This window comes from Frankia alni ACN14a (genome assembly GCF_000058485.1).
Taxonomy (GTDB): domain Bacteria; phylum Actinomycetota; class Actinomycetes; order Frankiales; family Frankiaceae; genus Frankia; species Frankia alni.
In genome coordinates, this window is record NC_008278.1 from 3,079,127 (window position 1) to 3,092,894 (window position 13,768).

The window sequence follows — 13,768 nt, forward strand, 5'->3', positions numbered from 1 at the left end:
GGTCACTCCCGCGGCCGGATGCCGGGCATCGGCCACCGGGGGCGCCGGACCCTGGGACCGGCCTCGGGGGGCAAGTCTTGCACGCGGACGGGTGTGACCCGCCCGCACCCCCTCGCGGTCACCGACACGATCATCCGTGGTACATCCGGACTATTCCCCCTGTCCCTCGGCCATCCGCCGAGTCCGCCGGCTGTGCGCCGGCCCGCCTCTGGCATCGTGCGGGCATGGGTTTGCCTGCATCCGGCCCGCGGCGGTCGGTCGCGGCGCGGCCCGAAGGTGCCGACCCGGGTCCGCGGCGGACGCTGCCGGCGATCCTCGTGGGCTGGTGCGCCGTCGCCTGGGGCATCGCGGCGAAGGACGGCCGGTACGGCGCCTGGGCGATGGCCGGCGTCCTGCTCGGCACCGCCGCCGCCACGTTCGCCACCGTCCGTCACCGCCCGCGGTCAGAGACTTCCGGGTCCGTTCCCGCCGTTCCCGCCAGTCCCGCCAGTCCCGCCAGTCCCGCCGCGCCCGAGATGCCGGGCGCATCCGGGTCCGGTGACGCCGCTCCCGCCGGTCCTGCCGCTCCCGCTTCCGCTCCCGCGGCCGTGGGCGTGGGTGTGGGAGCGGGCGCCGTCCGTGGGCGGGCGTGGGTCGGCGGCTGGCTGCTCGTCGCGATCACCGTCGGGGTGGGCCCGATCGTGCGCCATCCCCGCTACTACGCCACCGGGCCGCTGGCCGCCGTGGCCGACGTGCTCGCGATCGTCGCCGGTCTGCTCGCCGCCGCCGCCGTCCTGGTGGCGTTGTTCGCACCGCCGGCCCGCGGGCGACCGGGGTCGGCGGCGTCGCCCGCGTCCCCGGCCCCGGGGAGATCGGTGCTGGTGGCCGGTGGTGCGGTGGCGCGGCGGGCGCTCGGCTCGCCCGCGCTGTTCTGGGTCGTGCTCGGCCTGGCCGCCGCCGCGGGGGTCGCGACCATCCGGGCGGCGCCCGCGCCCCGCATCGACGTGTTCCACCTGTTGCAGGTCTCGGCCGCGGGGCTGGCGCACGGCGCGGACATGTACCGCCAGCAGTGGGCGCCGAGCCGGGCCGCCTACCCCGTCGACGGCCTGTTCGACGTCTACCCCTACCTGCCCCTGACGTCGGTGCTGCTCGCGCCGTCGCGGCTGCTGCTCGGCGACGTCCGCTACGGCCTGCTCCTGGCGCTCGCGGCGGCGGCGATCTGCGCACGCGGCCTCGCCACCGGCCCGCGCGGCGCGCTCGCCGTGCTGCCGCTGCTGGTCGTGATCCTGCCCGAGTCGATGTACGCGTTGCAGCAGTCGTGGACCGAGCCGCTGCTCGTCGTCTGCCTCGCGGCCATGGTGCTGGCCGTCCGGGGCGGCCACGGGCGCACGGCGGTCCTCGCCCTCGCCCTCGCCCTCGCGACCAAGCAGCACATCGCCCTGCTGCTGCCGGTCGCGGCGGCCTGGCCGCGGTTCGGGCCGCGCCGCGCGGCCGTGGCCGCGGGCGCCGCCGTGCTGGGCGTCGCGCCGTGGGTGCTGGCCGGGCCGGGGGACTTCGTCGACGACGCCGTCTGGACGAACCTGCACTACCGGGTGCTCGGCCATTCCCTGTCCGTACCGGGGTGGGCGTCGCACTTCGGGATCACGCTCGGCTTCGCGCCGGCCGCGGTGGCGCTGGTCGCCGCGTACGCCGCCGCCTGGCGGGCGCGCGGCGACGCCACCGGGTTCTGCCTCGGGGCCGCGCTGGTCCTGCTCGCCGTGGACCTGATGAACAAGCAGACGTTCTTCAACCACTACACGCTGCCGATGGGCCTGCTGGTCCTCGCCGCCACGACCCTCGGTTCCGGCGGCGGCGGCCCGGTCACGGGCGTGCCCGCCCAGGCCGCCGCCGGTCGGCGCGCCGCCGGGCAGCGCGCCGCCGGTCAGCGCAGGGTGGAGAAGCGTTCCAGCGAGGCGCCCTCGTAGAGGTCGCGCCGCTCGACCTGGACGGTCCGGTCCCGCAGGGTCGCAAGCTGGTCGGACAGCACCGCGCAGGCACCTTCCAGGAACCGGTATCCGTCGGCGCGCACGAGCAGCACCGCGTGGTCGGGACCGGCGAGTTCGTTGACCTCGGCGGCGAACGTCGTGCCGTTGGCCCGCTGCATCCGGTCCGCGTAGTCGACCCAGTCGACGAGCGCCGGGCCGGTGTTGTCCGCGTACACGATCTCGCGGACGGTCTGCGGGCCGTGCCGGGCCAGCGCCCGGTGCACGGCCGGACCGAGCTGGTCGGGGCAGTAGGCCACCACGTCGCCCGGCCGGGCGAGCGCGACGATCCGCCCGGCGATCTCCCCGGCCTGCGTGCGTTCGGTGCGGGCGAGCTGCCAGCCGCCGACCAGGCCGCTGAACACGGCCACGGCCAGCACGATCGCCCGCACCCGCGTGCCCGGAAGCTGGGCGATGCCCAGGGAGGCCAGCAGCAGGCAGGCCGGCAGGGCGATGCCGGTGTACCGCTCGGCGTACGCGCTGCCGCCGAACATGTTCACGAAGTACGCCAGCACCAGCGGCAACAGCCAGATCGCCGCCAGGTAGCGGCCCGGCACCCGGCCGGTCACCCGGACCGCGAGCTCGCGGCGGCCGACCGGCCGGGCGGTCAGACCGACCAGCGCCCCGCCGAGCAGCACCACGCCGAGCAGCGCCCCCGTCGACTGCGGACCCGCCCAGTCGAACACCGTGTCCAGCAGCACCTGGGCCTGCACCTTCGGCGCCCACGGGGTGCCGGTGTGCAGCATCTGGAACAGGAACGACGGCATCCACGGGGCGAACAGCGCCGCCGAGGCCGCCATCGCCGCGAACGCCCGCAGGGTGACCCGGCGGTAGTACGGGCGGCGGCGGGCCTGCACCAGCAGGAACGCCGCCACCGTGAAGATCACCAGGAACGTCCAGTAGTGGGTGTAGACCAGCGCCGCCGTGGCCAGCGTCAACGCCGCCAGCCGGGGCAGGGTCGAGCGTTCCAGCGCGCGCACCGCCGCGAACCCGAACACCAGCACCAGCAGCACGACCAGCGAGTACATCCGGGTCTCGCTGCCGTAGCGGATGGCGTACGGGGAACAGGCGAACATCAGCAGCGTCGCCACGCCCACCCACATCGGGGCGTCCCGCTCGCCGTTGCCGGCGGTGAACGCGATGCGCCCCACCCGGCGCCCGGCGAGCCATGCCAGCGGCAGCGTGAGCAGCGACAGCACGCCCGACAGGGCCCGGACCGCGATGTCGCCGTCACCGAAGACGCGGATCCAGCCGTGCAGCAGCAGGTAGTACAGCGGCGGTGAGCCGTCGTGGCGCAGCGCGTGGAGCAGGTCCGGCACCGGCCGGGAGGCAATCGCGACCGTCAGCGACTCGTCGAGCCACAGGTGGCTCGGCGTGGCGAACCGCATGACCGCGCCGACGGCGACCGCGATCGCGACCGCGGCGAGCAACAGCCGCGGAACCTGCGACACGATCCAGGCCCCCGCCGCGCGCCCCAGCCGCTGTCTGCTGGGCGGGACGGTGGCGCTGGCGGTGCCGGTGGTGCCGGTGGTGCCGGTGGTGTCGGTGGTGCCGGTGGTGTCGGCGGTGCTGGCGGTGTCGGTGGTCGTGGGGACGGTCGTCACGGCCGTGCCGCCCGGGGAGGCCTCGGGCTCGTCGCCGTCCGGTGCCTGCCGGGGCGAGCGCGGACCGGGCAGGACGGTCGGCCCGGATCCGGCCTCCCGGCTGGTGGCGGCCGTCCCGGGTGCGTCTGCGTCCACGATGGGAACGCTACCCATCCTCATAGGGCACGATCTTGCCTCCCGTCGGGGGCCCCCGACGCGTCGGGGGTACCGCAGGCGCCCGCGGCGGGGACGGCTGCCGGCCATCGCCGCGCCACCGGCCGGTCACCCACCCTTCACCCCGGCACCGGATCGCAGGCCCTCGCGCCGCGGGTCCCGGCCGTCCAGGTGCCGACCGCCGACGTGCCGACCGGCCAGGCTCTGACCGTTGCGATCCTGACCGTCCGGGTTCTCGTCGTCCAGGTTCTCCTCGTCGTCCGGGTCCTCGTCGTCCTCGGTGAGCTCGCCGGCGACCTCCCCGGCGAGCAGGGCGGCGAGCGACGTCAGGCGCCGCCGGCCGCCCGCGTTGCGCACCGCCTGGCGCACCGCGGGGCCGTTCACGGCGACGATCGACAGGTGCGTCGCCGCCCGGGTGAGCGCGGTGTAGATCAGCGGGCGGGTCAGCATCCGGCCGGCCTCCGGGGGGAAGACGGCGACGACCGCCGGCCACTCGCTGCCCTGTGCCCGGTGCACCGTCACCGCCCAGCCGTGACGCAGATCCCCGAGGATCCCCGCGGGCACCTCGACGACCCCGCCCGGGAAGGCGACCCGCAGCGCCCCGCGCTCGCCCGCGGCGACGACGGTGCCGATCTCGCCGTTGGCGAATCCCACGTCGATGTGGTTGGCCGTCGCCACCACCCGGTCCCCGACGTCGAATCCCGACACCGCGCCCGCGCCCGGGTTGAGGACGCGTTTGAGCGCCGCGTTCAGCGCTCCGGTGCCGGCGGGCCCGGCATGCACCGGCGTGACGACCTGGATGTCGGCGACGGGGATGCCCAACGCCCGCGGAATGGAGTCGGTGACGAGCTGGACGGTGCGGTGCGCCGCCTCGCCGGAGCTGCTCGAGGGGACGACGACCACCTCGCGGCCGGGGCCGGGCGGGGGCGGCGGCAGCTCCCCGCCGCGCACCGCGGCGGCCAACATCGCGATCGCCCCGCCGTCGACCTGCCGGTAGAGCCGGCGCAGCTCCGTCACCGGGATCTCGCCGGACTCCAGCAGATCGGTGAGGACCTGGCCCGGGCCGATGCTCGGCAGCTGGGCGGGGTCCCCGACGAACATCAGGTGGGTACCCTCGGCGCAGGCGTCGAGCAGCGCGGCGGCGAGTTCCGCGTCGAGCATCGACGCCTCGTCGACGACGACGAGGTCGGCGTCGATCGGGTTGTGCTCGCCGCGGGCGAAGCCGCCGCCGCGGCCCTGCGCGCCGAGCAGCCGGTGCAGGGTGCTCGCCGGCGCCCCGCACAGCTCCTCCAGCCGCTTGGCGGCCCGGCCGGTCGGCGCGGCGAGCGCGACCTCGGCGTCCGCCGCCCACGCGAGGCGGACCACGGCGGCGACGGTGCGGCTCTTGCCCGTCCCCGGCCCGCCGGTCAGCACGCTGACCCCCGACTCCAGGGCCGCCCGGGCCGCGGCGAGCTGCACCTCGTCCAGGCTGCCCACCGGATCGTCCCCGGTCGCCCCGGTCGCCCCGGCCGGGGCGTCGGCGTCCACGGCCCCGGACATCCCCGCCGGCCCGCCGTCGCCACCCGCCCGGCCGTCGCCACCCGCCTGCTCTGCGCCGCTCGCCCGGTGTCCGCCGCTCGGCGGGTCGTCGTCCTCGGCGTCCTCGTCGTCGAACATCAGCGCGGTCGGCGGTGGGCCGGCCGTGGCCGGCGACCCGTCGGCGTCGGCGTCGGCGTCGTCGGCGTCGTCGTCCGGGCGGCGGCGCACCCTCGGCGCGCCGGCCCGCAGCGGCTCGGCGGTGGCCAGAAGTCGTTCGATGCCGTCGGCGATGGACTGCTCGGCCATCGCGTAGCGCTCCAGCGCTATCCGGTCGCCGACGGCGATGATCCGTCCGTCGTCGAGGGCGGCGTCCAGCGCCTGGCGCGGATCGGCCACCCCTTCCCGGCCCGCGGCCTGCAACACGGCGTCGACCGGGCCGGCGGTGTCCCCGGCGCGCGTCGCCGCCCGGCCCAGCAGGTGGGTGAGCACCGCGGGGCCGCGGCGCGAGTCGTCCCGGTGCAGCCCACGGCGACGGGCGAACCGGTCGGCCTGACCGATCTCGGCCTCGGTGGCGGTCAGCAGCATCCACGGGTCGGCCCGCAGGGCCTCGGCGGCGGTCGGGCCGAGCCGCTCGGTGGCCCCCCGGGCGAGGCGGGCCGGCAGGTCCGCCGCGACGAGCAGCTCGACGACCGCGTACGTCCCCGCGGCGGCGCGGAAGCTGTCGGCGAGCCGGCGGGCCCGCGGGCCGTTGACACCCTCGACGGTGCCGAGCCGGCCGACGTCGACGTGTTCGGGCCGGGTGATGCCGGCGGCGGGCAGGCGGGCGGCCGTCGTGCGGCCCAGGCCCGGCCACAGCGCGGCCTCGCAGAACGCGGCGAACACCGCCGTCGGGTCCGCGGACGCGTCGGCGACGACCGGGTCTGCTCCCGGGGCGGGACCGGCGGTGGGGGCGGCTCCCCGGGCGGGACCAGGTCCCGGGGCGGCGGCGGTCGGGTACTCGTCGGGCATGCCGGGAAGCGTAACGACGCACCACTCGACGCCCGGCGAAGCCCGCTGGGTAGCGTGGTATCACCGGTGGCCGTGCCAGGGCGCGCCGTGGTCCGCACCCGGCGTGTCCGGCGTCGCGGCCGCGCGCCGCCCGGTCGGCCACCTGCGGGTCCGGTGGCGTCGCGGACCCGTCCGATCTCGAAGGGACCGACCGGTTGACCACTGTGTTGCTGGTCCGCCACGGCCTGACCGCCGTCACGGGCAAGATCCTCCTCGGCTGGACCCCCGGCGTCAGCCTGGACGAGCGCGGCCGGCGGCAGGCCTCGGACCTGGCGGGCCGGCTCGGGAACATCCCGCTCGCCGCGATCGTCAGCAGCCCGCTGGAGCGCTGCCGCGAGACGGCGGGCACGATCGCGGGCCGCCGCCCCGAGGGCCCACAGGCTCCCGGCGGGGTGCAGCCGGTCGCCGTCGACGAGCGGTTCGGCGAGTGCCGCTACGGGGACTGGACCGGTCAGGAACTCGCCGTCCTGGCCAAGGACCCGCTGTGGGCGGTGGTGCAGAGCCATCCCAGCGCCGTGGTCTTCCCGGGGCCCGAGGGTGAGGCGCTGCGCGACACCCAGGCGCGCGGCGTCACCGCGGTGCGGGAGTGGAACGACCGGCTCGGTCCGGACGCGACCTGGCTGCTGTGCTCGCACGGCGACGTCATCCGCACGATCGTCGCCGACGCCCTGGGCATGCACCTCGACATGTACCACCGCATCACCGTCGATCCGTGCTCGCTGACGGTGATCCGCTACGGCGAGCGGCGACCGTTCGTCCGGCGGATCAACGACATCGGCGGCGACGTCGCCGAGCTGCTCCCGCCGCCCCCGAAGCCCGCGGGGGAGGCCGGCGAGGGCGGCGGCGAGGGTGGCGGGGACGGTGCCGCCGGCTCGCCCGCGGTGGACGGTGCGGCGCCCGGGCCGGCGCTCGGGCCCGACGAGGTCGTCGGCGGCGGCGCCGGGTCCTACCCGCCCCCCGCCGGCGGGGGAGCGGTCTGATCGACCATGGCGCGCCGGATACACGTCTTCGACCCGCCGGAGCGGTTCGTCGCGGGCACCGTCGGCTCGCCCGGTGCCCGCGCGTTCTACCTGCAGGCCCGGGCCGAGGCGAGGCTGGTCACGGTCGGGGTCGAGAAGGCCCAGGTCGCCCTGCTGGCCGAGCAGCTCACGGAGCTGCTCGACGAGCTGGGTCGGCGCGGCGTCGCGACGGTGCCGGCCGAGCCCGCCGGCATGGTCGACACGTCACCGCTGGAGCAGCCGATCGAGGCGGAGTTCCGGGTCGCCACGATCGCCCTCGGGTGGGATCCGCGCGGCAGCCGGGTCGTCGTCGAGGCGCAGGCGGCCGGCGGGGCGGAGTCGGCGTCGGGGTTCAGCGACGACCCGGGCGGCCCCGACGCGCTGCGGGTGCTGCTCGCGGCGGGCCCCGCCCGTGCCTTCGCCCGCCGGGCCGGGCGACTCGTCGCCGGCGGGCGCCCGTCGTGCCCGCTGTGCGGCCTGCCGCTCGATGAGGACCACATCTGCCCGCGCCAGAACGGACACCGGCACTGATGCGCGCCACCCGCCCGCACCTGCGGCCTGGCCGGAGGCGCGGCGTGCGGGTTCGGCGCGGAGAGACCCCGGTCACCGTCCGGACCCGGCGACAGAGCCGGCACGTAGCGGACACACTGGGCTGATGGGCGTTCCCGCGGCGGGTCCCCCTCAGGGGCGGCGGCTGCCACTCGATCCGATCGACGGCGGCGGTCTCGACGCCCCCGCCGCGCTCGACCTGCTGCGCCGCGGCGAGCTGACGGTCAGCGCCAGGCTCGCCGACGCCAGCAACGCGACGCTGTACTGCGACATCACCGCGGGCGAGGTCGCCGGGCGCTGCGTCTACAAGCCGGTGCGCGGCGAACGGTCGCTGTGGGACTTCCCCGACGGCACCCTCGCCGCCCGCGAGCTGGCCGCCTACGAGGTCTCCGCGTACCTCGACCTCGGGATCGTGCCGCCGACGGTGCTGCGCGACGGCCCGTTCGGCGAGGGGATGGTCCAGCTCTGGATCGACACCGACGTCACCGTCGACCTGGTCGCCCTCACCCGCTCCGACGATCCGCAGCTACGCAGGATCGCGCTCTTCGACGCCGTCATCAACAACGCCGACCGCAAGGGTGGGCACCTGCTGCCGGCGCCGTCGGGGCGCATTCACGGCATCGACCACGGCGTCACCTTCCACACCGAGGGCAAGCTGCGCACGCTGCTGTGGACGTGGCGGGGCCGCCGCCTGCTCGCCGAGGAGACGGCCCTGCTCGGCTGCCTGCGCGAGGCGCTCGTCGGCGACCTCGGCGACCGGCTCGCCGAGCTGCTCACCGTCGCCGAGTCCGGCGCGCTGGCCGCCCGCGTGGACCGGTTGCTCGACGAGGGACGCTTCCCGCTTCCCTCGGGGGACTGGCCCCCGATCCCGTGGCCGCCGTTCTGAACCGCCGCCGTTCTGAACGGCCGCCGTCGTGCGCCGCCGCCGTTCTGAACCGTCGGTGTACGGCATCGTCAGTTTACTGACGGTGATGACGGTGGCTGTGTTCATTTTCGCAGGTCGGTTACGGGATGGTTACCCGTCTTGTGCCCGCCGGCGGAACGGTTCGCGGTTACTCTGACACGCATGCAGGCGTGGCCATCTCCTCCGATACGTCCACTTCCAGGCACCGGCCGGCCCTTGCGGATCTTCGACACGGCCACGTCGAGCGTGCGGGCCCTGGATTCCGCTCCCACGGCGCATCTCTATGTCTGCGGCATCACGCCGTACGACGCGACGCACCTGGGTCATGCGTTCACGTACCTGACGTATGACCTCGCGCAGCGGGTGCTCCGTGATTCTGGACATAAAGTTCTTTATGTACAAAATGTTACGGACGTCGACGACCCCCTGCTCGAGCGCGCCGACCGCGACGGCCTGGACTGGCGCGACCTCGCCGCGCGGGAGATCGCGCTGTTCCGTGAGGACATGACCGCGCTGCGGATGCTCGCCCCGGACTCCTACGTCGGCGTGGTCGAGGCGATCCCGATGATCGTCGACATGGTCGCCGAACTCGTCGACCGAGGCGCGGCCTACCACGTCGACGACGACCTGTACTTCTCCGTCGCCGCCGCACCCGCGTTCGGTGAGATCTCTCACCTGTCCCGGGCCGAGATGCTCGCGATCTGCGCCGAGCGCGGCGGCGACCCTGGTCGCGGGGGCAAGAAGGATCCCCTCGACCCGCTGCTGTGGCGGGCCCGGCGCCCCGGGGAACCGTCGTGGCCGTCCCCGTTCGGACCCGGCCGGCCGGGCTGGCACATCGAGTGCTCGGCGATCGCCCGCCACCATCTCGGCGGCGTCGTCGACCTCCAGGGCGGGGGCACCGACCTGTCGTTCCCGCACCACGAGTGCAGCGCCGCGCACGCCGAGGTCGCCGCCGGTGCCCGCCCGTTCGCCCGCAGCTACGTGCACACCGCGATGGTCAGCCTCGACGGCCACAAGATGTCGAAGTCGCGCGGCAACCTGGAGTTCGTCTCCCGGCTGCGCCGCGCCGGGACGGACCTGGCCGCACTGCGCCTCGCCCTGCTGGACCACCGCCACACCGCGGACTGGGAGTGGTCGGCGAGCCTGCTGACGGACGCGGTGGCCCGGGTCGGACGGTGGCGGGCGGCCGTCGCCCTGCCCGCCGGCCCGGACGCGCAGGGGGTGCTCGCCGCCGTCCGCGAGCGGCTCGCCGACGACCTCGACGCTCCCGGTGCCCTCGCCGCGGTCGACGCCTGGGTCGACGCGGCACTCGCCGACGCCGGCGGTGGTCCCGTCGGCGGTTCCGTCGGCGTCGGTTCGTCCGGTGGGTCCCTTCGCGGTTCTGGCGGTGCGGCGAGTGCGGGAGGGGAGGCGCCCGCACTCGTCGCGCGGCTCGTTGACACACTGCTCGGTGTAGACCTTGAACCCGTCCGACCCAGAGGGAGCTGAGGGATGGGGGCTCACCACCACGGAACAGATCCCGGGGCAGCGACCGAACGACCCGCGTTCGACGAGGTCGCCCACGGCTACGACCCGCGCCAGGTGGACGACTACCTCGCCACGCTGTGGCGGTACGCCAGCCAGGTGACCTCGCGCGCGGCCGCTGCCGAAAGCGCGCTGAGGCACGAGCGGGAGCGCAACGCGGGCGTCGCCGGCACCGAGGCGTTCGCCGCCCAGGCCGGCGGCCGGATCGGGCAGATGCTCGCCATCGCCCAGCGGGAGGCCGACGAGATCATCGACGGCGCCCGCCAGATCGCCGAATCCGCCCTGGAGGAGGTGATCGAGGACGCCGGGGCGAACCATCCGATCGTCCGCGAGGCCCGCGAGCAGGCCGAGAAGCTCCTGCTCGACGCGGTGGAGGAGAGCCGCCGGCTCGCCGTCGAACGTCACCGGGAGCTGGCGGACGAGATCGCCCGCAACTCCGCGTCCCTCGACGCGCTTCGCCACCAACAGGGCGAGATCATCGGAGCGGTGCTGCGGCTGCGTCGCATCCTCGGCTCCGACGACGTCGACCGCGCCCTCACCGACCTCGCCCGGGCCGGCACGGCTCCGCCGGAAGCGGGCGGCGGCGACCCCGCCGCCGGTGGCTTCCCCGCCGCCGGCACACAGGACGGCTTCGTCCCCGGCGCGCAGGACGGCTTCGTCCCCGGCCCCGCCGCGGCGCAGGCCACCGGTGGCGGCTTCCCGGGCGGCCCGGAGGCGGCGGCCCCGACGACTCCGAGAGCCCCGTCGGCTCCGTCAACTCCGACAGATCCGGCGGCCCGGTCGGTTCTGGACGGGCCGACGATGCCGTCCACGGCCCCCGTAGGCGTCCCACCCCGGCCGCCCGGGGTGCCCGGTAGCCCCGACGGTCCCGGACCGGCAGCCGGCCCGGGATCACCAGCCGGCCCGGGATTCTCCGCCGCTGCCGGAGCCCCCGCCGCCACGGGCCAACACGGCGCCGTCCCCCGGTACGGGACTGCCCCGCAGCACGCGCCTGCCCCGCAGAACGACACCAGCCAGCGGCACGGGGCTGCTCCGCAGCACGGGACCGGCCAGCACGGTGCCAGTGAGCACGGCGGCGGACTGCACGGCGCCGGCCCCGGCGAAGCCGGTCCCCACGGCGCCGGTCAGCGCGGGCCGGGCTGGCCGGCGGCCGCGGGCGCCGGTGGGGCGGCCTGGGATGCTGCGGGCGCCGTCGGTCCGCTCGGCGGAGCGGACGGAAACGGATCCTCGGGGGACGCGCCTGGCCCGGCCGTCGGCGTCGGTGCGGCGGGCGGCCGGGTCACGGGACGCATGGGCGCCGCCGGGCTCGGTCGGCGCCCTCCTGGCCGGCATCGGCAGGGTGAGGTCGCCGACGCCGAGCCGTACCCGGCGAGCGCCGCCCAGCGGGAGCCGGCGGCCACCACCGCCGGCGTCCCCTTCCGCCGGGGCGCCGACGAGGACATCATCGACGCCGAGATCGTCGAGGAGTAAGGCCACCACCGCTGTCCGCAGACCCACGCGGACACGACGGGCCGGTTGCACGTGCCGTTCCGCCCGACCCGGGAGCCTCGGGGCAGGCCGCCCGGGTCACTGTCCGGGTGACCGACACCGGCCTCCGTCCACGGCAGCGGCGGGTCGCCCCGTCCCGGTGCGACCTCTGTTCACCCCGGCCACGGCCAGGCCAAAGCGCCGGGCGGGCCGACGGTGTCACCGCCCGATCATGCCGTAAGCCGATCATGGGGCGGGCCGGGCAGGTCCGCCCGCCCGGGCCGACCACGGTGACGGCGGTCGGCCGGAGCTGGCCGGATCGCGCGGCGGGCCGGCGGGCCGGCGGGGCGTCAGGGCGTGAGAGACATCACTGCCCGCGGCGCCGCAGGTAGCGCTCGAACTCGCGGGCGATCGCGTCCCCGCTGGCCTCCGGCAGCGCAGTCTCCGGCTCCCGGGACTCCAGCGAGCGGACGTACTCGGCGACCTCGGTGTCCCCGGCGGCGAGCTCGTCGACCTGACGCTCCCACGCCTTGGCCCGCTCCGGCAGATCCCCGAGCGGGATCTCGATGTCGAGCAGGTCCTCCACCCGCCGCAACAGCGCGAGCGTCGCCTTCGGGCACGGGGGGTTCGCGACGTAGTGCGGCACCGCAGCCCAGAAGGACACCGAGGCCAGCTCCGCCCGCGCGCAGGCGTCGCCGAAGACGCCGACGATGCCGGTCGGACCCTCGTAGCGGGACGGCTCCAGGCCGAGCCTCGCCGCCGTCGCCGCGTCCCCTGCCGTGCCGCTGATGGGCACCGGACGGGTGTGGGGGGAGTCCGCGAGCAGCGCACCGAGCGAGATCACCATGTCGCTGCCGAGGGCGTGCACCGCCTCGATCAGCTCATCGGTGAAACCGCGCCAACGCATGTTCGGCTCCAGCCCGCGAATGAGCACCAGGTCCGTCTCCGACTTCGGCGGCCGCGCCACTGACAGCCGGGTGGTCGGCCAGGTGATCTTCCTCGACGCCCCGTCGGTTCCGCTCACCGTCGGCCGGTTCACCTGGAAGTCGTAGTAGTCGTCCGGGTCGATCGCGCCGATCACCCGGGCCTTGAACGCCGTCTCGAGATGCTCCACGGCGGCGGAGGACGCGTCGGCGGCGTCGTTCCAACCCTCGAAGGCGGCTACCACGACCGGCGACCGCAGTTGACCGACGCCGGAGAACTCGATCACCTACCACCTCCTGCCGCCCAGCGGCGGCCCACTGCCCCCGTGACAGTGCAACGGTACGTCCTCACGGAGACGACTCCTGCCCAGAGCCGACATCCGTTACGTCAGCCCTCCTTGCATCCGGTGGGGAACCTGCCCTCGCCCGCGGTGAACCTCCGCGGGACCAGTCTGCCGGTGTTCTCGTGGGAACGCCTTTCCTCGGTCTGTCGATGGCGAACGACGCCGGGCGGATCGGACATCCGTTCCGGATCGACGCGGTGGCTGCACCGTATCGGCTCCCGACGAGTACCCGCTGTCGCGGGAAGGCGAACGGTCGCGGCAAGCACTGTCCAGCTTGCGACACCCGCCCACTCCCGTCCCCCGGCACCTTCCCCGACCCGTCTCCCGACCCACCCGCCGGCTCCGGCGGCCGTCGTGCTCCCGCCCGTCCCGGCGGCGTCGCCGCGGGCCCGCGGCGACGTGCCGCACCGGCTCCGTCAACTCCCGCACCGTCGACTCCCGCACCGTCGACTCCCGCACCGTCGACTCCCGCACCGTCGACTCCCGCACCGTCGACTCCCGCACCGTCGACTCCCGCGCCGTCGACTCCCGCGCCGCCCGTCCTACCACCTCCCCGGAGGCCCGCGTTCACCCGGCCGTCGCAGGCGGAGTTCACCCGGCCACCGCGGGCAGCATCGTCGCCAACCCACGACTGGGCGACCATGTTCCCGTCCGTGACCATGTTCCCGTCCGTGACCAGGTCTCTGGTCGTGACCGCGGGCCCCGTCGTGGGCCCGAGCGCGGGCGCGGGCGCGTCG

The 13,768-nt window shown here is 75.7% G+C and carries 9 protein-coding genes; 6 read left to right on the top strand and 3 right to left on the bottom strand.

The annotated features are described in order from the left end of the window. Positions 1-224: 224 nt before the first annotated feature. Positions 225-1,943, top strand: coding sequence for a glycosyltransferase (locus tag FRAAL_RS12425; protein ID WP_157892079.1), 1,719 nt, complete (start codon positions 225-227; stop codon positions 1,941-1,943). Here the strand turns inward: FRAAL_RS12425 and FRAAL_RS12430 are convergent. Next, positions 1,901-3,757, bottom strand: coding sequence for a glycosyltransferase family 39 protein (locus tag FRAAL_RS12430; RefSeq protein WP_085949668.1), 1,857 nt, complete (start codon positions 3,755-3,757; stop codon positions 1,901-1,903). The two genes, FRAAL_RS12425 and FRAAL_RS12430, sit on opposite strands and share 43 nt — an antisense overlap. Before the next feature lie 108 nt (positions 3,758-3,865). Further along, positions 3,866-6,283, bottom strand: a complete 2,418-nt coding sequence (locus FRAAL_RS12435) for an ATP-dependent DNA helicase (protein WP_011603999.1) — start codon at positions 6,281-6,283, stop codon at positions 3,866-3,868. Between the two features lie 194 nt (positions 6,284-6,477). Here FRAAL_RS12435 and FRAAL_RS12440 point away from each other — a divergent pair, with 194 nt between their 5' ends. The 5 genes from FRAAL_RS12440 to FRAAL_RS35800 all read left to right on the top strand — a co-directional run bounded on the left by FRAAL_RS12440 (position 6,478) and on the right by FRAAL_RS35800 (position 11,767). Further along, entirely contained in the window at positions 6,478-7,302 is an 825-nt protein-coding gene (locus FRAAL_RS12440; protein ID WP_011604000.1) for a histidine phosphatase family protein, read from the top strand. A 6-nt stretch (positions 7,303-7,308) separates the two neighbouring features. After that, positions 7,309-7,851 carry a DUF3090 domain-containing protein gene (locus FRAAL_RS12445; RefSeq protein WP_011604001.1) on the top strand — a complete coding sequence of 181 codons (543 nt, stop codon included), beginning with the start codon at positions 7,309-7,311 and terminating at the stop codon, positions 7,849-7,851. Between the two features lie 124 nt (positions 7,852-7,975). Further along, a complete protein-coding gene (locus FRAAL_RS12450; RefSeq protein ID WP_011604002.1) occupies positions 7,976-8,755 on the top strand; it encodes an SCO1664 family protein in 780 nt (259 codons plus the stop codon). 180 nt (positions 8,756-8,935) lie between these two features. Then, entirely contained in the window at positions 8,936-10,261 is a 1,326-nt protein-coding gene (gene mshC / locus FRAAL_RS12455; protein ID WP_083866778.1) for a cysteine--1-D-myo-inosityl 2-amino-2-deoxy-alpha-D-glucopyranoside ligase, read from the top strand. 3 nt (positions 10,262-10,264) lie between these two features. Next, complete coding sequence (locus FRAAL_RS35800; protein WP_011604005.1) at positions 10,265-11,767, top strand: hypothetical protein; 1,503 nt, start codon at positions 10,265-10,267, stop codon at positions 11,765-11,767. 364 nt (positions 11,768-12,131) lie between these two features. Here the strand turns inward: FRAAL_RS35800 and FRAAL_RS12465 are convergent, their stop codons facing one another. Then, on the bottom strand, positions 12,132-12,974 hold the full coding sequence (locus FRAAL_RS12465) for a PAC2 family protein (RefSeq protein ID WP_011604006.1): 843 nt from the start codon (positions 12,972-12,974) through the stop codon (positions 12,132-12,134). Positions 12,975-13,768 lie beyond the last annotated feature (794 nt).